Genomic DNA, 20,708 nt, shown 5'->3' with positions numbered 1-20,708 from the left:
GCTCCTAGGGGCTCTCTTTTTTGTTACGCTTTTCTTGATTATCAACGGTCTACATACATCCCGTCATAATATTTTTGATAATTACCAGAAGTGACATTTTCTAGCCATTTTTGATTATCCAAATACCATTGCACGGTTTTCTCCAGTCCTTCTTCAAACGTAACCGAAGGTTTCCAGCCCAATTCATTCATGAGCTTGGACGGGTCAATGGCATAGCGCAAATCATGGCCAGCACGGTCGGTGACGTAAGTAATCAACTGTACCGATGTACCTTCGGGTCTTCCTAATTTCTCATCCATTAATTTACACAACAGAAATACCAAATCAAGGTTTTTCCACTCATTGCAACCACCAATATTATACGTTTCTCCGTTTACACCTTCATGAAAAATCAAATCAATGGCGCGTGCATGGTCTTCGACGTACAACCAATCCCGAACATTCTCACCTTTTCCATAAACGGGAAGCGGCTTATTGTTCTGAATATTGTTAATCATCAAAGGAATTAGCTTTTCGGGAAAATGATTTGGACCGTAATTGTTGGAACAATTGGAAATCACCACGGGCAATTTGTACGTGTTATGGTACGCCCGCACAAAATGGTCGGAAGAAGCTTTCGATGCTGAATACGGCGACCGTGGGTCATAGCTGGTCGTTTCCACAAAAAACTCCTTCGGATCGTGAAGTTCTCCGTAGACTTCGTCGGTCGAAACGTGATAAAAACGTCGCCCTTCCTCTTTTCCTTTCCAAGCAATACGAGCCGCATTGAGCAAATTTACCGTGCCAATTACGTTGGTCATCACAAACGCCATCGGGTCGGAAATAGAACGGTCGACGTGCGACTCGGCCGCCAAATGAACAACCCCCGTGAAATCATGCGTTTTGAAAAGTTCATCAATAAACGCCGCGTCTGTAATGTCCCCTTTTACAAACGTATAATTGGGTTGGCTTTCTATATCTGTCAGGTTAGCTAAATTACCCGCGTAGGTAAGGGCGTCTAAATTGACAATTTGGGTGGTGGGATAGTTGGTCACAAACCGTCGTACCACATGCGACCCAATAAAACCAGCGCCCCCCGTAATAAGTATTTTTTGCATAGTTGTTGAGAATAAAATTCGGATATTCTAAAGCTTTATATAAACTATTTGCGTGTTGCTAATTTTTGTTCCCAACGCCATGCGTCCCGCAGTGAATCTTCCAGCGATTTTTCGGTTTGCCATTTCATCACCTCCCGCGACTTATCGACCTGGGCATAAATTTGTTCTACATCGCCCGGGCGACGCGGCCCAATGCTGTAATTTAATTTAATGTTATTTACTTCTTCAAACGTCTTAATCAACTGCAACACCGTCACTCCCTCGCCCGTACCAATATTAAATACATCATAGAAGTTTTCTTCCTGCACGCCCGCCAGCAGTTCCAACGCTTTTACGTGCGCTTTGGCCAAATCTACTACGTGAATGAAATCACGAATACAGGTACCATCAGGGGTATTGTAATCACTGCCAAAAACGGTCAATTTTTGACGCAAACCCGCCGCAGTTTGGGTAATATAAGGAACCAAATTGCTCGGAACTCCGCGCGGCAACTCCCCTATTTCGGCCGTTTCGTGGGCACCCACAGGATTAAAATAACGCAACGCAATAGCCTTCATGGCGGGCTTAGAAAAGATAAAATCACGGATGATATCTTCGCATATTTTCTTGGTGTTGCCGTACGGCGAAGCCGCTTCCTGACGCGGCGTAGCCTCCGTTACGGGCAGATGGTCAGGTTGGCCATAAACCGTACACGAAGAAGAAAAAACGAAATTATGCACCCCGTACTCTTTCATTAATTTTAATAAAAGAACCGTAGTACCAATGTTGTTTCCGTAATAAAGAAGCGGATTCTCGACCGATTCTCCCACGGCTTTGTTGGCCGCAAAATGAATTACTCCCCCAATTTTTTCCTTTTCAAAAAGCGCACGCAACGCTGCTTCATCGTTGCAATCAGCTTTATAGCAAACAACTGGCTTACCAATTATTTTTTCGAGGCCTTCCAATACTTTTTCCTCTGAATTGCTAAAATTGTCAACAATAATGGGTTCAAAACCCGATTTTTGTAATTCAACGACTGTATGTGAGCCAATAAAACCCGCCCCGCCTGTGACTAATATTTTCATATATTGAGCAAAAAGTGAGTAACAAAACTATAAAATTTGGGCGCTGAAAAAAAATTGTTTTTATTTATCGCCAACAACGCCAAATCATACCGTATGACAGAGCAAGAAATCAAAGCGCTGGTTTCGCTACTCGACGACGACGACAAGGAAGTATCTCGTTTGGTTGAACGCGAAATTCGGCAACAGGGAGGCAAAATCATTCCTTTTTTAGAGAATGAATGGGAGAGTGCGGGCTTTAGCCCTGACGTACAGCGAAAAATAGAGGAGTTGATTCATGAACTTCAATACGTATTGACCCTCGAACGCTTGACCAATTGGTACAACGGCGGAGCCGTCGACCTCTTGGAGGGGTTATGGATTGTGGCTACTTATCAGTATCCGGACCTTTCGCTGGAAAAAATTCGCGCTGATTTTGAACAGTTTTACTACGAAACTTGGCTTGAATTTAAGATTGATATGCACCCAATCGACCAAATTCGGGCCTTGAACCACGTTTTTTTCTCGAAATTAAAGTTTGGCTCGAATACCAAAAATTTCCATTCGGCCGGCAATTCCATGATTAACGTGGTGTTGGAAACAAAAAAAGGGAATCCGATTTCCCTTTGCTGTATCTACATGATTATTGCGCAGCGGCTCAATATGCCCGTTTATGGTGTCAATTTGCCCAATCTATTTGTTCTGACGTACAAACAGGATTCGATTCAGTTTTACATCAATGTCTTTAACAAAGGGCTGGTGTTTATGCGGTCTGACATTGACCACTACATTGCCCAGTTGAATCTAAAATCCAACGAGACTTTTTATCAACCTTGCAGTAATCTTGACATTCTCAAACGCGTGCTTCGCAATCTGACTCTGGCGTTTGAAAAAACGGGAGATACCGACAAGGTCAATGAAATAGAAAAAATGGCCTTAATTCTGAATGAACCTTTGCCTGAATAAACATACAATATCTATTAAATAGCCACGACTCCGCAGAAATCCTCCACCCAAAACCGATGCAAGTGGTGTAATTGTTGGGAAATTTCGGGGACAGAAACCATGCCCTGCCCATAGGCATCGCTATCCCCAAAAGGTTTGACAAAAATATGATTTTTGAAGTTAAGCCGCCGCACACCGTCTAGTTTATACAGCGCCTCTTTGGCGCACCAGTAGGTTACTAATTTTGGAAGCTCCATCCGTACCTCCAACTTTTCATTTTCTGACAAAAACTTCGGTGCTACGCGGGCCAGTTTATCGGCCATGCGTTCCATGTCAATTCCGAGCGGTTTGGTAGGGTGCAACGTAACCCCCACGTACTTAACCGTATGCGTAATAGAAATCTCGGCGATTCGGCGTCTTAAATGAGGCTTTCCGTATTCATCTTTCACCATTCCTTCATACGGTAGACCTTTACTTTCCACCAATAATTGCATGACATACCGCCCAGTCAGCCACTCTAATTGTTTTTGGGGGTGAGAAATGGTTTTGAATTCATCCCACTCTTCGGCCTCCGCCACCACGTTCTGAAGCAACACTTCGGGAGCCTCGGCAATTTCCCAAACTAAAATTTCACAGTCATCAAAAACTGTCCATTGACGAACCAGCGGCATTATAAAGGAGTTATCAAGTACTTATTCATTGTAATTCGTAAATATAGCCCGTAATTTTATACTTATCCAACCTCAGGTTGGGAGTTCATTTATGCCATGACGAAAATTCAAGTTCAAAAAATAGATACATTTTCCGGACACCGAGATTGTGTTTACGCCCTCCAACCTGCCCTCCAACCGCACCATTTTTTCTCGGCAGCGGGCGATGGCCTGGTTGTACATTGGGATTTGACCCGTCCAGATTGGGGAGAAGTGGTAGCACAAGTACCCGCTTCGGTATATTCTATGGCGTATGATTCGGTTAAAAACCAACTGTGGGTAGGACAAAACTACGAAGGAATTCAACGCATAGCACCGTATGAGAAGCTGGTTGTGTCATCCATTCGCCTGACCTCTGCCACCATTTTCGATATTCAATTCTTTGAAAATCAAGCTTTTATTGGACTATCAGACGGCGTAGTGTTAATCATGGACAAAGACCAATTTGCGGTTCGTAAGCACTTGAAAGCCTCCAATCAAAGCGCCCGTTGTATCAGCATCAACCCACACACCCGCGAACTCGCGGTAGGGTACAGTGACCATACCATCCGGATATTTGGACTGGACGAGCATGTATTGCATTATACCTTAGTATCACATACCAATTCGGTGTTTACCCTACAATATTCTCCCGACGGGCGATTTTTGATTTCTGGTAGTCGGGATGCGCACCTCAAAGTCTGGGACGTGTCCGAAAAGTATAGCTTGCATCAGGATGTTGTAGCGCATCTTTTTGCCATCAATCACGTAGTTTACAGCCCCGATGCGCAATGGCTGGCTACTTGTAGCATGGACAAATCTATTAAAGTATGGGACGCCACTACCTTTAAACTACTCAAAGTCATCGACCGCGCACGACACGCGGGGCACGGCACATCTATCAACAAACTTCTTTGGTCAACGTTTGATAATCAGCTGGTTTCGGCAAGCGATGACAAACGAATTTCGGTGTGGGATATAAAAAGTTTGTAAATTTGTGTTTTGAACGGTTTTGGTTCATCGTTCTAATCGACGAAATGCTCTCATTTACAGCCATGCAAAAATTCTTTACGTTATTACTTCAAGCCCTCAAAGGCGAAGAACAGGAATACACCTCTGGAAGTATTAATCGCGCTATTTTTCTGTTGTCAGTTCCCATGATTCTCGAAATGGTCATGGAATCCTTGTTTGCGGTAGTAGATGTATTTTTTGTTTCCAAAATCAGCACCGATGCCATCGCAACCGTAGGTCTTACGGAGTCGGTGCTTACGCTCGTGTACTCCGTTGCCATCGGTCTAAGCACCGCAGCCACGGCCATTGTAGCAAGGCGAGTGGGCGAAAAACAGTTTATTGAAGCTGGTCACGCAGCCGCCCAGGTTATTCTGGTTTCATTGGGATTGGGCATGGCCATGGGACTTGGCGGTTTTTTGGGTGCTGAGGCTATTTTACGCGCCATGGGAGGCTCTTCGGTGCTGATTGCTTCGGGGGCCAACTTTACAAGGATTATTTTTGCGAGCAGCCCAGCCATTATGCTCCTCTATACGTTGAGTGGCGTGCTACGCGGCGGCGGTGATGCCGCCGTTGCCATGCGCTCACTATGGATTGCCAACGGAATCAATATTTTGCTTTGTCCTCTATTCATTTTTGGTTGGGGGCCCGTGCCTGCGTTTGGCGTGGCAGGCTCAGCAATGGCAACTACCATCGGCCGTACCGTAGGCGTATTATACCAATTAAATGCACTCGCCAAAACCACAGGAACCATTCAAGTATTGGCTACCCAATTTAAAGTCAATATAGCCATCATTCGTAATTTACTAAGCGTAGCCGCAGGCGGAACAGGTCAGTTTTTGATTTCCTCCGCGAGTTGGGTATTCCTGACGCGCATCCTCTCTGATTTTGGCCCAAGCATTGTGGCGGGGTATACCATTGCCATCCGCATCATTGTGTTCACAATTTTGCCTTCGTGGGGTATGGCCAATGCCGCCGCCACGCTGGTAGGACAAAACCTCGGAGCCAACAAGCCCGACCGCGCCGAAGCCTCGGTTTGGCGGGCGGCTTTTTTGAACTTTCTTTTTCTGGCCGTTATTGCACTCGTCTTTTTCATTTTTTCCCGCCCCATTATATCGTGGTTCAATGCCGACCCCGTAACCGTCAATACGGGCGTCAACTGCTTACGAATCGTTTGCCTAGGCTACCTGTTTTTTGCGTATGGGATGGTCATCAGCCAATCATTCAACGGCGCTGGCGATACCCTGACGCCTACGCTGATGAACCTATTTTGTTTTTGGGCCGTCGAAATTCCACTGGCATACATCCTTGCAAAACAACTTAAGATGGGTCCCGAAGGCGTTTATACCTCCGTTGCTTTTAGCGAATCACTACTGGCAGTAGTAGGAATTGTGCTTTTTAAACGCGGAAAATGGAAAAATAAGAAAGTCTAATACTCAAATTCAACTGGTTGACACGTTTTGAATACCTGATAATTTACCTAACTTTGCTGCCCTATTTTTAGTCGTCAACTATAAATCAGGGCTTTATCATTATAATTTTTTATTACTTACTGATTTAGCAAAGAAACGACTCAATATCCCTTGTAATGAAAGAGCAAATTGACCGTACTAAACTCCCTCGACACATTGCCATTATCATGGATGGCAACGGACGATGGGCCAAACAACGCGGCGCCATGCGGGTTTTCGGACACCGCAATGCCATCAAGGCAGTACGCGAAGCGACCGAAGGTTGTGCAGAGCTGGGAGTTGAATACTTGACCTTATATGCCTTCTCGACCGAAAACTGGGGCCGCCCAGAAGCAGAAGTTCGGGCGCTCATGGAATTGTTGGTTCATACCATTGCTGATGAATTGCCTACTTTGCAAAAAAACAATGTCAGACTCAACAGCATTGGCGACATCGACAGCCTGCCTAACTCCTGTCAGCGTGAACTTCAGGAAGCAATTGATAAGACAAAACAAAACACGGGTCTTAATTTGATTTTAGCGCTCGGCTACAGCGGAAAATGGGATATTGTTCAGGCTACCCAACAACTGGCCCGCGAAGTAAAGGCAGGAACGCTACGCCCTGAAGACATTACCGAAAGCCTACTAAACTCCAAGCTTTCGACCCTCGACCGCCCCGAAGTAGACCTGATGCTACGAACAGGCGGTGATCACCGTATCAGTAACTTTCTGTTGTGGCAATTGGCCTACGCAGAGCTCTATTTTTATGACGATGTATTTTGGCCTGACTTTCGCCGTAATCACCTGCACGAGGCTATTTTGTCTTTTCAGCAGCGGGAACGCCGATTCGGAAAAACCAGCGAACAGATTCTGAGCGATGCGAAATAAAGCCGCACTTTTATCGTTATACCATTTTGGATAAAAATGCTCTTTGCGACGGATTTCTACCCTTGTTTTTCTTATTTTACCAAACTCAAAACACGTACAATCAAAGCAATTATAAAGAATTGATACCGAACCGTGAGCGCAAGAATTGTGTACCTACCTATGAAAAATTTTAACCGCCCCGGCCGCTTAGCAACTTTTGTGGTCGTTTTTCTATGCACTGTAGTATCAGCAATGGCCCAACAATTGGGCCTTGGACAACGTACTACAACCGCGCCCGTCGAAGATGCCGTTAGTTATGCCAATCCCAAAGAGCTCGTCATTGCCGACATCGTGGTGACAGGGAATCAATTTTTGGACCCTAACTCCATGATTTCAATGTCGGGACTGAAAATTGGTGATAAAATAAAAGTCCCGGGCGATGCCATCACGGGCGCCATCAAAAAATTGATGGACCAGAAAATCCTCGAAGATGTAGAAGTGCTCTACCGCAAGATTGAAGGTGACCAAATCTGGCTTGAGCTTCATATCAAAGAACAGTCACGCTTGTTTAAAGTAACCTACGACGGAATCCGTAAAGGAGAGCAGGAATCCCTCAACGACAAAATTAAACTCCCCAAAGGGCGTATTATTTCCAACACGATGATTAAAAACACGCAGTTGGCCGTGAAACGCTTTTTTATGGACAAAGGATTTTTGAACGTAAAGGTACGGATTGCTCAAATTACGGATTCAACCCGGGGAAATGCAACCCTAAAAATATTTGTTTCTAAAGGGCCCAAAGTCAAAATTCGGCAGATTGTTTTCAACGGACGAAATGAGATTTACGAACAGAAGCTGCGCAACAAAATGAAAGGCACCAAGCAGATGCGTTTCGGGCGTTTGTTTACACCTTCTAAGTTTATCCCCAAAAAATACGACGAAGACAAGGAGAAACTGATTGAACTTTACAACAAGAACGGTTTCCGGGATGCCACCATTGTTTCGGACTCAATCATCCAAAATGCCGATGGCAAAACCATTGATTTGGTCATGAACATTGAGGAAGGGCCTCGTTACTATATCCGCAATATAACTTGGGAGGGGAATTACCTCCATTCAACCGAGATTTTGAATAAAGTATTTGGGCTCAAAAAAGGAGATATCTACAATCCTGAAGAAATTCAAAAACGCCTTGAAGCCAACCCAGGACAGGATGTAAGCTCACTTTACATGGACGACGGCTACTTGTACTATAACTGCCGTCCCGTTGAGAAATCAATCGAAGGTGATTCGATTGACGTCGAAATGCGAATTTTTGAAGGCAAACAGGCCACCATCAACAAGATTATTCTAAACGGAAACACCAAAACCAGCGACCACGTCGTAATGCGTGAATTGTTTACGTTGCCTGGCCAAAAATTCAGCAAAACAGAAATCATCAACACACAACGTCAGCTTTCACAATTAGGTTATTTTGATGCAGAAAAAATCGGTATTCAGCCTATTCCTCACCCCGAAGATGGTACCGTAGATATTGAATATACCGTCGAAGAAAAACCAAGTGACCAAATCGAGCTTTCTGGCGGCTGGGGTGGATTTATCGGATTTGTAGGCACGCTGGGATTGGTTTTCAACAATTTCTCTACAAAAAATATCGGCAATCTGAAAGCTTGGAAACCCCTACCTTCCGGCGACGGGCAGAAATTGGCGGTACGTTTCCAAGCGAGTGGACGGCAGTTCCAAACGTATTCGATTAGCTTTACCGAACCTTGGCTAGGCGGTAAAAAACCCGTAACCTTTGGAATCAACCTCAGCCGTACCGTGTATCGTACCGTTGATTATTCTAATTTTTATACCCGCTCAAACAGCAGCGCCCTAAATTTCTTGGGTTCTTACAAAAACACGGGGGTTACGGTTTCTCTCGGAAAGCGTCTTAAAATCCCCGATCGTTATTTTGTGTTGAGTTCGGCATTGTCTTACCAGCGCTACCGAATGGATAGCCTTGACTTGTTCGGAATCGGTTATCCTAACGGAGTTTCAAACAACTTAACGCTTAACCTGACGTTATCGCGCAACACAATCGACAACCCACAATTCCCACGTGGCGGGTCTTCATTCTCGCTGAGTGGCACCTTTACTCCTCCTTATTCGGCCATTACGGGTAAAACCAGCTTTGCCAATAGCGAAGACCGCTTCAAATGGGTAGAGTACCACAAATGGATGTTTGACGCTAGTTGGTTCCAGACCGTGGCAGGAAAACTCGTACTCAGTACCCGCGCACACTTAGGTTTCTTGGGGCGATACAATAAAAACCTCTCCATCAGTCCTTTTGAGCGATTCGTGCTTGGAGGCTCAGGGTTGGCAGGTTATGGAATGTTTGCGTTGGCACAGGATATTATTGGTTTACGCGGATATGCTGACCGCGCGCTTGTTCCGATTTATAACCGTTTGAGTACAACTGATGCCTCTCAAACGACTGGTGCCACTAACACTGGCGTTGCCTCCAGCTTGGGAGGGGTTGCTTACAGCAAGTACGTCATGGAGCTCCGCTATCCTCTTTCCCTCAACCCTTCGGCGACCATTTTTGGTTTAGTATTTGCCGAAGCAGGGAACAACTGGGGAACCGATGCACCGCAGAAAAAATACAAAGATTTCAATCCGTTTGACCTCAAGCGTTCTGCGGGGGTTGGAGCACGTATCTTTATGCCTGCATTTGGTCTTATTGGCATTGACTGGGCGTATGGTTTTGATCCACTACCAGGACAAACCAAACGTAGTGGGCCACAATTCCACTTTACGATTGGCCAACAACTTAGATAAGAAGGTATATTTTGGATATACAACACTGAGTTAATGTCTGATATCCGGTATCCAAAATCCAAAAGATGTATGAAAACCCGCTGGCTTTTACTACTTTTGCAGTTTGTTATAGTAACCTACTCATTATCAGCCCAAAAATTAGGGTATATAGATATGGAGTATATAACAACAAAAATGCCTGATTATCAAAAAGCACAAGCCGAATTAGATAAATTTTCAGATCGTTGGGCCAAAGAAATTCAGGATAAATATGCCGAAATAGACAAGCTCCAACGCCTCTATCAAGCCGAAGAAGTATTGCTGACCGATGAAATGAAACGCAAACGCCAGCAGGAAATCAACGACAAAGAACGCGAAGCTAGAGAGTATAACAATAAAATTTTCGGCTTTGAAGGTTTGCTGTTTCAAAAAAAGAAGGAACTCATCAAACCCATTACCGACCAAGTATACAAAGCCAGTGAGCGCGTATGTCGGCAACGGAGATTGGATATGCTGCTTGACAAATCAAGTGATTTTGTCATTATCTATTCAAACCCCGTCCATGATTACACTGATTATGTGATGGAAGAATTGGGCTTAGTAACAGACACAAAAAATAATAAAACGAGTACGCCCGGCGTTAATACGCCTGCGGCTAAACCAAATGCAACGGATACCCCAAATAAAACAACCAAACCAAAACAGTAGATAAAAATGAAGAGCAAATTCATCGTGGCCCTGGTAGCCATTGTAACTTTAATCGGAGTAGAAACGAACGCCCAACAAGCCCCTAAAATCGGTTGGACCAATGTAGACTATATCTTGTCAGTATTACCCGAAAGCAAAAAAATCGAAAACGAACTCCAAATCCAGCAGCAACAAATTCAAAAAGCAATGCAGGACAAGCAGAAGGAGTTTGAGGATAAATACAAAGCCTACGAGCAAAACGCAACTAAGTGGTCGGAAATCATCCGTGCTGATAAAGAAAAGGAACTTAGCCGTCTTCAAACAGACTTTCAGGATTTTCAACGTACTTCACAGGAATCATTGCAGAAAAAACAACAGCAATTGATTCAGCCTGTATTGATTAAAATCAACACGGCTATCGAAGCCGTAGGTAAAGAAAACAACTATACCTACATCCTAAACATGGACGGTGGTGCACAAACTACTCCAATCATTCTGTTTGCAGGTTCTGACGACTTGAACGTAAGCAACCTTGTGTTGAAGAAATTAGGCGTTGATCCTGCCGAAATCGAAAAGCAGCAAAAAGCCGCCGCTGAAGCTGCCGTTCAGCAATTAAAACCAACAACTACTCCACAGCAGCCTGCCGCTAATAAGCCTGCAACGCCTGCTCCCGTGAAGAAAAACTAAGCAGTTTTATCTTTGTAGCCTATAAAAAGAGAAGGGTAGCCGTTGGCTACCCTTCTCTTTTTATAATTAGCTACCCTAATCTTAATGATTTTAAATCCAGTGCTTTCGCTTAAAGAAAAACCACATTCCAGCCATCGAACAGGCCATCAGCAATAACGAAAACCAAAATCCATACTGATGCGTACTTGTGGGTAAAATGCTATAATTCATCCCAAAAACCCCCGCAATCAATGTAGGAGGCATAAAAATGATGGTGAAAACGGTAAAAATCTTGATGATTTGGTTTTGTTCAAGATTAATCAAGCCCATAAACGTATTTTGAAGATACTCCAGTCGCTCAAAATTGAAAGTGCTGTATTCAAGCAACGAACTTATATCTTTCAAAACAATACGCAGACGCTCTTTACGGTCTTCTGGAAAAAACTGACTTCTCAAAATGCCCGACAATACGCGCTGCTTATCGATGATGGTTTCGCGTAGGAGCATGGTATTCTCCTGCATCATGTTAATCTTCAGCAGAATCTCCTGTTTTGCTTTTTGTTCCCGGTTCAGGTCTTTGCTGATGTTTGAAATATCTTTCGATAAACCTTCCAACACATCAGCATCACTTTCGATTCTGGTTTCGAGTAGTAGCAACAACATGTCTACCCCGCTCTGAAATGTTTCCTGACTCACCTTCATTTTTCGCACTGTATCGGCGAAAGTCTTGGAATCTCCGCTTCGATAAGTAAACAGCACCCCCTCCCGAATCAAAATCGAGACAGGATAAATAACGTAGCCTTCTGGACTGATTTTGAGGAAATTGGAGTTAGCGTTGATGGTATTATTTTGTTCAAAATACCGCGAACTGCTCTCAATTTCGACAATTTCTTGCGGGGTTTGAAAACTAATATCACACTTCGTCTCCACCCATTCTTCTTCTTCCTGCGTGGGCGATTGTAAATCTATCCACAAGATGCTTTTCAGATGCCCTATTTCTCGGACGTCGGTTTCGCGTTTAATCTGCTTGCCTTCACGATAATATATCCTGACCATACCTCTTTCTGCTTCATTTGCGCCAAAGTTAGCCAATTGATTTTAGGATTTTACGCACATTTTGCAGATTTTGTACCTATGTTTTGACGTGCTTAACGGTGAAAATGTTTTATAAAACATTTTTTTTCAAATCGATGCAACATTTGATTTTATCCATTGTCATTACCTCGAAAATACAGCCGATTGGAACCTAAACATTACATAGACAAACACGTCGAACTCGTTGAACGCTGTAAACAAGGAGATAGAAAAGCCCAGTATGAACTGTACAAGCTTTATTCGAAATCCATGTTGAACGTGTGCGTACGGGTGGTAAACCATATTGGGGAAGCCGAAGACGTGCTGCAAGAAGCGTTTTTGGATGCTTTTTGCAATTTACATACGTTCAGGGGGCAGTCCACGTTTGGGGCGTGGCTGAAGCAGATTGTGGTCAATAAAGCCATCAATCACCTCCGTCAACGAAAAATGCAACTTGTTGACATCGAAGGCTATGGCTACGGAGATGATGACCACGACATTGCCGACGATGCTCCGACAGACGAAGAAGGTATTCAAATGGATGTTGAACGCGTTCGAAGAGGAATTGCCCAACTCCCCGAAGGATACCGAGTCGTTCTTTCGCTGTATCTGTTTGAAGGATACGACCACGAAGAAATCGGTGAAATCCTCAACATCAGTGAAAGTACCTCCCGCACACAATACATGCGGGGAAAGAAAAAATTATTGGAATTATTAAGTAATAGAAGTGACAATTGAGCCGAAAGTAGAGATTATTAATTACTGTAAGTATTTAATAATCAACTCTTCGTATCAAAAATACAAAGAAAATGAAAGATAAACTGCAACGATTCGTCAGAGACAACCGTGAGGCATTTGATGTGCATGAGCCTTCTGATGACCTTTGGAGTCGGTTGAGTGAAAAATTACCAAAAGCGGAAGAGATTACGCCAACAGGCCAACATATACTCCCAGAAGTGTCCTCAAAAGAAACTTCGCAAGAGACAGGACTAAACCAGATTGTCCACGAAGATTTTCAGAATGGCGGTAGTTATAATCCGTTTTTCAGGAAAGTCAGCAAAAACCTAAATTGGCGCGTTGCGGCCTCCATCGCGCTCGTTGTCGGGCTGGGTTGGGTAGGCTACCGAGTGAATCAAAATTATGGAGTTACTGAGGCGCCCGAAGTAGCATTTGCCAATCCTGGTTACGCCAAACAAGTGACTCAATACACCCAATTGATTGATAACAAACGTGCGGAATTGCGTCAAATGACGGAAAATGACCCCGCCCTTTATAAAGAATTTGCAGTAGAACTGGATCAGCTTGAGCGCTCATACCAAAACCTGAAAGCCGACCTTCCGAAGAACCCCAACCAGGAAACGGTGATTCAGGCCATGATTCAGAACCTGCAATGGCAGATTGACCTATTGAACCAACAGTTGGATATTATCCAACGCATCAAAAACAAAAACAACCATGCAAACGATAAACTCATATAAGTCAGGTAGTTATTGGTTAATAATTATCGGCTTATTATGTACCCTCAGCGCCCGTGCCACCGAATACGGCAGCATCGAGAAAAAGAAATCCGTCATTAAAATGTATGACGTTTCGACCAAAGAAACCTTGCTAATTGACAATCAATTCGGACAGGTAAAAGTCAACCTTTGGGACAAAAGTGAAATCAGGGTTGACATCAGCATCACCGCCAATGCCAACAGCGACGACCGCGTTCAACAGTACTTAGATGGTGTCAGTATTGAAGATAAAAAAGAAGGCAATCAAATCAGCATTCGTACCATTATCAACAAAAACGGCAATTCAAACTGGAGCTGGAAAAGTAACAACGGCGAAAAGAACTTTGTACAAATTGATTATACAGTATCAATGCCCAAAAACACGCCGTTGACAGTCAAGAACCGCTTTGGCAATACAAATATCCCCTTTTTCAAAGCACCGCTCGTGATTGAGTCCAAGTACGGAAGTTTTATTGCCACCGACTTGTCAGGCAGTAAAAATGACATTGATGTGGCCTACGGTAAAGCAGAAATTCAGCACTTACTCAACGGCAACCTCGATATTGCTTACTCAACCCTCGAACTAGACAAAGCCAACAATATTGTGTTGAACAATAAGTTTGGGAAAATGAAAATCGGTGAAGTAGAAACCCTCGACGGCCAAATCAGCTATTCTGGCGGACGCATCGGCAACTTGAAAGGTTCCAGCAAAATCAAACTCAGTTTTTCGGGCGGATTTAGAATTGACCAATTGAATGAATCGGCCGACAATGTTGACATTCAGGCTAGCTATTCATCGGTAACCATTCCGATGGAAAATAATGACTGCAACTTTGATGTTACGGTAAGCTACGGTGGCTTCAAGTATCCTGGCGACCGCAAGGTTTCGTTCACCCACAACGACGACGACCGTAAAGATGATGCAAACCGCCACAGCCCCCGCATGACCAAGCAATACGTGGGTAAATTTGGTAACGGCAGCGGAACCAAAGTAAAAATTGTCTCGAAATACGGTGAAGTGAATTTGAGATAAAATTAAAAACCGACGTAGGGGCAGGCCTAGCGTCTGCCCTCTTAGCGTATAATCTCTTACCTCTACGTCTTGCATTTGCGTCTCGTGTAGTCAACAGCAATAATTACAAAAAAGGGCGGACGTGAACCCCGCCCCTACGTAATGTTTATTCTACAAAATCGAGCTCTTTACCGTAGGTTTCTTCGATATGTGTAAGCGAAAAAAGCGCAATTCCATAACAAAGCAAGCCCAATAACGCAGCCCCTCCCAAAGCGCCCAAAGAAGGTTTGAAGGCCTGAAAAGCAAGTGTCATAGGAATCGCCATGCCTCGTACTACGCTTGGCACAGAAGTAGTAGCGGTAGCACGGAGATTAGTACCATAAAGTTCGGCCACCATCATCAAATACAGGCCGATGTAGCCCGTACATATCCCCGACAAGAAGCAGACCGCATACAACATCGTAGGGGATGAAATACCACCGTATAAATAAATACCCACACTGACTGCTCCGCAAAACATCAGGTAGCCAATGGCTTTATGTCTCGACTGAAGCCATTGGCTGAGCGGGCCGCTGAAAAAATCGCCCGCTGTGAGTCCAAAATAAATAAACATCACACACTTGCCAGGCGAAATCGTCTCCGCTATACCGAGGGCTTTGCCAAACTCATTGCCAAAAGTGCCCAAAATACCCACCACAAACCACGTTGGAATACCAATCATGACGCATTGAAAGTATTTAATAAACCGGGGCCAACTGCTGAAAAGGTAAAAGAAATTCCCTCGACTGACCTTGGATTGCTTCATTTCCTCAAACAACCCCGACTCAAATACTCGAATCCGTAGCAAAAGCAACAACAGCCCCATACCACCGCCGACCATATACGCCGTGCGCCACTCAAACCATTCTTGCGTCAAATAAGCCGCTCCCGCCCCTAAATAGCCCACCGCCGCCACAATCGTAGGGCCTAGGCTACGAATCTCTTTGGGAATAATCTCGGTAACAAGGGTCATTGCCGCGCCAATTTCTCCCGAAAGTCCTACCCCTGCCACAAACCGCAGCAATGCGTAGGTATTGGGTTCTTGGACAAACCCGCAGGCAATATTGGCCAATGAATAGGTAATAATGGAGCCAAATAGCACTGAGAGCCGTCCTTTTTTATCGCCCAAAACTCCCCATAAAATCCCCCCTACCAGCAAACCCGCCTGTTGTGAATTAAAAATAAAGGTTCCGATTTTGGAAACTTCCGCCTCTGAATATCCCATTGATTGCAGGCTTGGAACTCGTACGATACTGAAAATCAGCAGGTCATACACATCTACAAAGAAGCCCAAAGCCGAAACAATGACAGGCAACGTAAAAAGCGCACGGTAAGAGATTTTGCTCATAAAAATTTCCTTCTCCTTGGCAAGGAGAAGGATTAAAGGTGAGGTTTAAGAGAGATTATTTATTCTTCAATAAAATCAAGGTCTTTGCCGTGCGTTTCAGGAACAGTCAGGGTAGAATAAAATCCTAAAGCGTAGCTGATGATACCCACTAAAGTACCCGCTCCAATCACGCCCAACTGCGGTACCGTAAGCTCAAAAGCCCCAAAAACATCCAAAGTGCCAGTTTTGAAGCCCGCAAAAAGCGTGGTCATCAGAATCACCATACCACGAACCATATTGGGAATAGTCGTGGCGGCCGTAGCCCGCAAATTGGTCCCAAACTGCTCGGCACCGATTGTCACAAACATGGCCCAGTAGCCAATCCCAAAGCCCATTAGGGTACAAAGACTATATAAAGCAAAGGGAGTATTGACCCCTGCGTAGAGATAAATAATGCTGAATATTCCTGAAAAAGCCATCAAAGCCGCCACGGCTTTCTTTCTCGAATGAAAATAATGGCTGAGAAAACCGCTGGCCAAGTCGCCACCCGCCAAACCTACATAACACCACATAATAGATAAACCAGGTTTGATGGGTTCGGCAATACCGAGGGCTTTGCCAAATTCATTGCTGAACGTAGCCAAAATACCGATAACAAACCACGTAGGTAATCCAATGCCGATACACTTCATATAGCGGGTGAAACGTTCCCAATTGGTAAAAAACGACAGAAAATCCCCTTTAGCGACGTGCTTTTGCCCGGAGACTTCCGTAAACATCCCTGACTCAATCACCCCGATACGAAGCAACAACAGCCCGAAGCCCAAACCGCCGCCCACAAAATAAGCAATGCGCCAATCTCCGAAAATTTCGACGGTAAAATAAGCGACAACGGCACCCAGAAGGCCGATTCCTGCCACCAACGACGTACCAATGGCCCGCAACTCTTTGGGCAGAATTTCAGAAACTAGCGTAATGCCTGCCCCTAGTTCGCCAGCTAGGCCAATTCCTGCAATAAAACGTAAATATTTATATAAATCAGGCGCTGACATGAAGGGCGTATCCTGAATAAATCCGCACAACACGTTGGCAATGGAATAGGTAATGATAGAACCGAAAAGCACCGAAAGGCGACCACGTTTATCCCCCAATACTCCCCAAAGAATCCCTCCAAGAAGTAAGCCGCCCATCTGCCAGTTGATGATGGAAGCACCAATGGCCGACACTTCCTGCTCATTCAATCCTAAATCTCTGAGACTGGGTACGCGTACAATACCAAACAACAATAAATCATAAATATCAACGAAATAGCCTAGGGCGGCCACAATCACGGGAAGTCCAAAAAGCGAGTTTTGGGTAGAGGGTTTAGACATTGGTTAAGGAGGGTTTTTTATTTTCTGCAATAATACTAAAAAAGCGTCGGCTGGTCTGATACCAACTGACGCTTTTTGTGATTCTTTTGAATATTCCTACGTATATTTTCGCCACCCGCCCAAGATAGCACCCATGGCCGCACCGCTTACTGCACTAAACCCTGCATTGAGGATGGACAATTCGACGGGTTTCATTTCGTAGGCATTGTTGGTAAAAATATTCCCCCCCACAATCAACGCCCCAATCAACGCACCCGTCATGGCTCCCGTTTGTGCGGTGCTAACATTCATGGATTTAAACAAAAGTGCCATCGCATAAGCTCCCAATAAGTACGTAATAAAACTAACCGCATACCCTATACTTCCGCCGCCGCCAGCCTGTATTTTATCTTCGGTCAGGCCCGTCAAGGCAAGCCATTGAGGTTGGAAGGTGATGTACCAGATAGCCCCTAAAACAAAGGTGGCGATTGCGGACATAAAGACCGCCATGTAATTGATTCTTAAGGTTTTCATTGAAGTAGGAAGGTTTGAAGGTATTGTAAAATAAAGCTGAAATATACACATTTTCAGAAAACCTTCCTTTTCTTTATTTCTTACTCATTACCAATCATTTACCCATTAATTGCTGATGACTATAATTGGCCCCAATCGGTATCACTTGACCATTAATATACACCTCATACCGGTCAAACCGCTCTATTTTATCTTTGGCCACAATATAGGAGCGATGAATACGCACAAAGTGCTCAGGCGGAAGCAATGATTCAGCTTCATTCATCGTCATTCGAGAGGCGATTTTTTGATGTTTAGTGATAAAAACAACGTAGTTGCCACCCGCCTCCAAATACAGAATATCGTCAAGCAGCACCCGCACCTGCTCATAGCCATTTTTAACAAAAATACTTTCTGGTACCGCAGGCGCTGGCTTAGCTGAAACATTTTCGACCAAGATGCTCCCCGCCGCCTGTCGCTTGTTTTCTTCCAAAAGAGCTAACTCTCTCACTTTCAGCACGTCATGGGCTTTGGTACAAGCTTTCAGAAACCGACTGATGGCGAAGGGTTTGAGCAGATAATCAATGGCGTCGAAGTCATAACTCTGCACGGCGTGCTCGGCGTAGGCGGTGGTAAAAATCACCAACGGCGGATTGGAAAGTACCCTCAAAAATTCAAGCCCAGAAATGTCGGGCATTTTGATGTCCAAAAAAATCAAATCTACGGACTCCCGCTGAAGAAAGTCCAACGCCTCAAAAGCATCCTGAAAGGTAGCTTTCAAGGACAAAAAAGGTACTTTTTCCGCAAAATTCCGCACTATATCCAGCGCTTTGGGCTCGTCGTCAATGGCAATGGCAATCATCCGTCAGATTGATTTATGAATCGTAAAAGTAAACAGTACATGCTTAGAGTTGGTCATAAGTGGCTAATATTGAGTTTAGCTTTTTACCTTTTTTAGCAAAATCAATCACCAACCGCACCGAAAACTCCTTTTCTGTACGATGAATACGGAGATCATGCGTTTTAGGATACAACAGTTCTAAGCGTTTCTGCACATTGACCAGCCCAATTCCCGACGAATATTTTTCAGGGTCTTCTTCGTGGCGCGGGTGAATGCTGTTAAAAACCGAAAAGTAAATTTGTTCTTGTTGACAATACAATTTAATATAAATCCATGATTGATTACGCAAGCTGATGCCATGTTTGAAGGCATTTTCAACAAAGGGAATCAGCAACATCGGCGCAATACTCCGCAAACAAAGGGCATCATCTAAGTCAACTTTCAGCTCTAGTTTATCAGACTCCGACAACCTAAGTCGCTGCAAATCAATATAGTTTCGCAAATAAGCTACTTCCTGTTGCACATCAATCTGCTCTTGGTTGTTTTCGTGCATCATAAAACGCATCATGTCCGAAAGCTGCTGAATCCCGTGGGAGGTTTTTTCGGCATTTTCTTCAATGGCCGTGGCATAAAGTGTGTTCATGGCATTGAACAAAAAATGCGGGTTGATTTGGGCACGAAGGGCCGAAAGCTCAGCTTGGTTACGATTGAGATTGGTTTCCAGCGGTTTCACCATAAACTGACGAATCAACGTAACGGCAATAGCCCCCAGCCAAGACACCAGCCAAAAAGCGAAAATTTCATCTACATTGTAGAAATATAAGTAATTTCTAAATGAGTCATACAACAAAACCAAAACGATACTGCTGCCAAAACTAACGGCCAAAACGGCTAACAAAGTGAGAAAAGCTTGGCGGTTTTCATTGTTTCTACGAAACATAAACGTCTTCCATCTCAGCAGGTTGTGATGATACAAATAAGCGTGAAGAAACGCACCCTGTACCCAAATCAGCGCAGGGATAAAGAAAAAATTACCGGGCGTTGTTTGAAAAGCAATCCACAGCACAAATCCAATCAATGCCAAGCTGCTACCATCTTTAATGGTTTTTTGGTTTGTGTTTGGATTGGTTTCTGCCTGTTGCAGCGCCCATTGGTACGCCTGAGACAGAAGGGTGTACAATACCAAAGCCAAAAACAGACCACCAATAAGTAAAGCTAAGCTCCTAAGTCGGAATGATGACAAAACTTTGGCTCCAATAATGTTGTAATTGATGTCGTGTCTGAAATCAAGTTCCTTCCAACTATACAAATAACTCCAAGCACCCGTCAACACAACAATACCAATCAGCACCAACCCCATCGCAAAAAAATTGAGCTGATTGGGCCAATAACGGGGAATAATGACGTGGTTTAGCACGTACCAACTGCCATACAGGGTCAGGAAAATACTCAGAATAGGCCACAGCCCATTGGTTGCCCAATTATATCGAAAATAAATACGGTTTTGTTCGAGCGCGTCAAGTTGAAACCACACGCGCGAAAAGTTCTGGTAATCAGTGGCGAGCGTGATTAGCAGAAACAAAGCAGCAAGGGCAGTAATCACCCAAAATTCGATTTGACGGAAGCGTTGAAGTGTCATAGAAGTAATGATTAAAATGGCTGTTTTAGGTTAGACAATTCAAAAGTATAGTGCGTAGCTGCCCAGAAGTGAAATCTGTGACGAAATCCGCCAAAAATGGGGTGAAAAAGCGAAGGCGTCAGACGGAAAAAACCGTCTGACGCCTGAAGTTCTAACCTCAAAGAAGT

General features: G+C 44.2%; 19 protein-coding genes. 10 read left to right on the top strand and 9 right to left on the bottom strand.

Annotated elements, in window-relative coordinates; translation table 11 throughout:
• Window positions 1-41: 41 nt before the first annotated feature.
• Complete coding sequence (rfbB, locus tag GVN20_RS13160) at window positions 42-1,097, bottom strand: dTDP-glucose 4,6-dehydratase (protein ID WP_166558757.1); 1,056 nt, start codon at window positions 1,095-1,097, stop codon at window positions 42-44.
• A gap of 44 nt (window positions 1,098-1,141) precedes the next feature.
• Window positions 1,142-2,161: a UDP-glucose 4-epimerase GalE gene (galE, locus tag GVN20_RS13155; protein ID WP_166558756.1), complete on the bottom strand. Its 1,020-nt coding sequence runs from the start codon at window positions 2,159-2,161 to the stop codon at window positions 1,142-1,144.
• Window positions 2,162-2,254: 93 nt separating this feature from the next.
• Between galE and GVN20_RS13150 the strand changes: the two genes are divergently transcribed.
• Window positions 2,255-3,103, top strand: coding sequence for a transglutaminase-like domain-containing protein (locus tag GVN20_RS13150; protein WP_166558755.1), 849 nt, complete (start codon window positions 2,255-2,257; stop codon window positions 3,101-3,103).
• 14 nt (window positions 3,104-3,117) lie between these two features.
• On the opposite strand, the gene GVN20_RS13145 is transcribed toward GVN20_RS13150, so the two are convergent.
• Window positions 3,118-3,753 carry a 4'-phosphopantetheinyl transferase superfamily protein gene (locus tag GVN20_RS13145; RefSeq protein ID WP_166558754.1) on the bottom strand — a complete coding sequence of 212 codons (636 nt, stop codon included), beginning with the start codon at window positions 3,751-3,753 and terminating at the stop codon, window positions 3,118-3,120.
• 96 nt (window positions 3,754-3,849) lie between these two features.
• Between GVN20_RS13145 and GVN20_RS13140 the strand changes: the two genes are divergently transcribed.
• The 6 genes from GVN20_RS13140 to GVN20_RS13115 all read left to right on the top strand — a co-directional run bounded on the left by GVN20_RS13140 (window position 3,850) and on the right by GVN20_RS13115 (window position 11,269).
• Entirely contained in the window at window positions 3,850-4,764 is a 915-nt protein-coding gene (locus GVN20_RS13140; protein WP_166558753.1) for a WD40 repeat domain-containing protein, read from the top strand.
• Window positions 4,765-4,826: 62 nt separating this feature from the next.
• Complete coding sequence (locus tag GVN20_RS13135) at window positions 4,827-6,212, top strand: MATE family efflux transporter (protein ID WP_166558823.1); 1,386 nt, start codon at window positions 4,827-4,829, stop codon at window positions 6,210-6,212.
• 155 nt (window positions 6,213-6,367) lie between these two features.
• Entirely contained in the window at window positions 6,368-7,117 is a 750-nt protein-coding gene (locus tag GVN20_RS13130) for an isoprenyl transferase (protein WP_166558752.1), read from the top strand.
• Between the two features lie 159 nt (window positions 7,118-7,276).
• Complete coding sequence (gene bamA, locus GVN20_RS13125) at window positions 7,277-9,916, top strand: outer membrane protein assembly factor BamA (protein ID WP_166558751.1); 2,640 nt, start codon at window positions 7,277-7,279, stop codon at window positions 9,914-9,916.
• 69 nt (window positions 9,917-9,985) lie between these two features.
• Complete coding sequence (locus GVN20_RS13120) at window positions 9,986-10,603, top strand: OmpH family outer membrane protein (protein ID WP_166558750.1); 618 nt, start codon at window positions 9,986-9,988, stop codon at window positions 10,601-10,603.
• A 6-nt stretch (window positions 10,604-10,609) separates the two neighbouring features.
• The gene (locus GVN20_RS13115; protein ID WP_166558749.1) at window positions 10,610-11,269 is read left to right on the top strand and encodes an OmpH family outer membrane protein; all 660 of its coding nucleotides are present in this window, start codon (window positions 10,610-10,612) and stop codon (window positions 11,267-11,269) included.
• Between the two features lie 90 nt (window positions 11,270-11,359).
• On the opposite strand, the gene corA is transcribed toward GVN20_RS13115, so the two are convergent.
• Complete coding sequence (corA, locus tag GVN20_RS13110; protein WP_229599055.1) at window positions 11,360-12,340, bottom strand: magnesium/cobalt transporter CorA; 981 nt, start codon at window positions 12,338-12,340, stop codon at window positions 11,360-11,362.
• 147 nt (window positions 12,341-12,487) lie between these two features.
• Between corA and GVN20_RS13105 the strand changes: the two genes are divergently transcribed.
• From GVN20_RS13105 to GVN20_RS13095, 3 genes are all read left to right on the top strand, one after another.
• Entirely contained in the window at window positions 12,488-13,060 is a 573-nt protein-coding gene (locus tag GVN20_RS13105; protein ID WP_114068732.1) for an RNA polymerase sigma factor, read from the top strand.
• Window positions 13,061-13,131: 71 nt separating this feature from the next.
• Entirely contained in the window at window positions 13,132-13,800 is a 669-nt protein-coding gene (locus GVN20_RS13100; protein WP_166558748.1) for a hypothetical protein, read from the top strand.
• Window positions 13,778-14,851, top strand: a complete 1,074-nt coding sequence (locus tag GVN20_RS13095) for a DUF4097 domain-containing protein (RefSeq protein WP_166558747.1) — start codon at window positions 13,778-13,780, stop codon at window positions 14,849-14,851. Before GVN20_RS13100 ends, GVN20_RS13095 begins: the two co-directional genes overlap by 23 nt.
• Window positions 14,852-14,996: 145 nt before the next feature.
• Here the strand turns inward: GVN20_RS13095 and GVN20_RS13090 are convergent, their stop codons facing one another.
• The 5 genes from GVN20_RS13090 to GVN20_RS13070 form a co-directional block, all read right to left on the bottom strand.
• Window positions 14,997-16,217 (bottom strand): MFS transporter, encoded by a 1,221-nt coding sequence (locus GVN20_RS13090; protein WP_166558746.1) that lies wholly within the window; start codon window positions 16,215-16,217, stop codon window positions 14,997-14,999.
• Window positions 16,218-16,276: 59 nt separating this feature from the next.
• Window positions 16,277-17,569: an MFS transporter gene (locus GVN20_RS13085; protein ID WP_166558745.1), complete on the bottom strand. Its 1,293-nt coding sequence runs from the start codon at window positions 17,567-17,569 to the stop codon at window positions 16,277-16,279.
• Window positions 17,570-17,665: 96 nt separating this feature from the next.
• Window positions 17,666-18,082: a DUF1761 domain-containing protein gene (locus GVN20_RS13080; protein ID WP_166558744.1), complete on the bottom strand. Its 417-nt coding sequence runs from the start codon at window positions 18,080-18,082 to the stop codon at window positions 17,666-17,668.
• Between the two features lie 94 nt (window positions 18,083-18,176).
• Window positions 18,177-18,923: a LytTR family DNA-binding domain-containing protein gene (locus tag GVN20_RS13075; protein ID WP_166558743.1), complete on the bottom strand. Its 747-nt coding sequence runs from the start codon at window positions 18,921-18,923 to the stop codon at window positions 18,177-18,179.
• Window positions 18,924-18,966: 43 nt separating this feature from the next.
• Window positions 18,967-20,541 carry a sensor histidine kinase gene (locus tag GVN20_RS13070; protein WP_166558742.1) on the bottom strand — a complete coding sequence of 525 codons (1,575 nt, stop codon included), beginning with the start codon at window positions 20,539-20,541 and terminating at the stop codon, window positions 18,967-18,969.
• Between the last annotated feature and the right edge of the window lie 167 nt (window positions 20,542-20,708).

The organism is Runella sp. CRIBMP (assembly GCF_009905605.1).
Taxonomy (GTDB): domain Bacteria; phylum Bacteroidota; class Bacteroidia; order Cytophagales; family Spirosomataceae; genus Runella.
The sequence above is the reverse complement of the archived record's forward strand: the minus strand, read 5'-3'. Positions and strand labels throughout refer to the sequence as shown.

Excerpts from the sequence above, each read along its gene's own strand:
- GVN20_RS13145 (WP_166558754.1), bottom strand. The coding sequence starts at position 3,753 with ATGCCGCTGGTTCGTCAATGGACAGTTTTTGATGACTGTGAAATTTTA.
- galE (WP_166558756.1), bottom strand. The coding sequence starts at position 2,161 with ATGAAAATATTAGTCACAGGCGGGGCGGGTTTTATTGGCTCACATACA.
- GVN20_RS13115 (WP_166558749.1), top strand. The coding sequence starts at position 10,610 with ATGAAGAGCAAATTCATCGTGGCCCTGGTAGCCATTGTAACTTTAATC.
- GVN20_RS13150 (WP_166558755.1), top strand. The coding sequence starts at position 2,255 with ATGACAGAGCAAGAAATCAAAGCGCTGGTTTCGCTACTCGACGACGAC.
- bamA (WP_166558751.1), top strand. The coding sequence starts at position 7,277 with ATGAAAAATTTTAACCGCCCCGGCCGCTTAGCAACTTTTGTGGTCGTT.
- GVN20_RS13120 (WP_166558750.1), top strand. The coding sequence starts at position 9,986 with ATGAAAACCCGCTGGCTTTTACTACTTTTGCAGTTTGTTATAGTAACC.
- rfbB (WP_166558757.1), bottom strand. The coding sequence starts at position 1,097 with ATGCAAAAAATACTTATTACGGGGGGCGCTGGTTTTATTGGGTCGCAT.
- GVN20_RS13135 (WP_166558823.1), top strand. The coding sequence starts at position 4,827 with ATGCAAAAATTCTTTACGTTATTACTTCAAGCCCTCAAAGGCGAAGAA.
- GVN20_RS13075 (WP_166558743.1), bottom strand. The coding sequence starts at position 18,923 with ATGATTGCCATTGCCATTGACGACGAGCCCAAAGCGCTGGATATAGTG.
- GVN20_RS13090 (WP_166558746.1), bottom strand. The coding sequence starts at position 16,217 with ATGAGCAAAATCTCTTACCGTGCGCTTTTTACGTTGCCTGTCATTGTT.
- GVN20_RS13095 (WP_166558747.1), top strand. The coding sequence starts at position 13,778 with ATGCAAACGATAAACTCATATAAGTCAGGTAGTTATTGGTTAATAATT.
- GVN20_RS13085 (WP_166558745.1), bottom strand. The coding sequence starts at position 17,569 with ATGTCTAAACCCTCTACCCAAAACTCGCTTTTTGGACTTCCCGTGATT.
- GVN20_RS13080 (WP_166558744.1), bottom strand. The coding sequence starts at position 18,082 with ATGAAAACCTTAAGAATCAATTACATGGCGGTCTTTATGTCCGCAATC.
- GVN20_RS13100 (WP_166558748.1), top strand. The coding sequence starts at position 13,132 with ATGAAAGATAAACTGCAACGATTCGTCAGAGACAACCGTGAGGCATTT.
- GVN20_RS13070 (WP_166558742.1), bottom strand. The coding sequence starts at position 20,541 with ATGACACTTCAACGCTTCCGTCAAATCGAATTTTGGGTGATTACTGCC.
- GVN20_RS13140 (WP_166558753.1), top strand. The coding sequence starts at position 3,850 with ATGACGAAAATTCAAGTTCAAAAAATAGATACATTTTCCGGACACCGA.
- GVN20_RS13130 (WP_166558752.1), top strand. The coding sequence starts at position 6,368 with ATGAAAGAGCAAATTGACCGTACTAAACTCCCTCGACACATTGCCATT.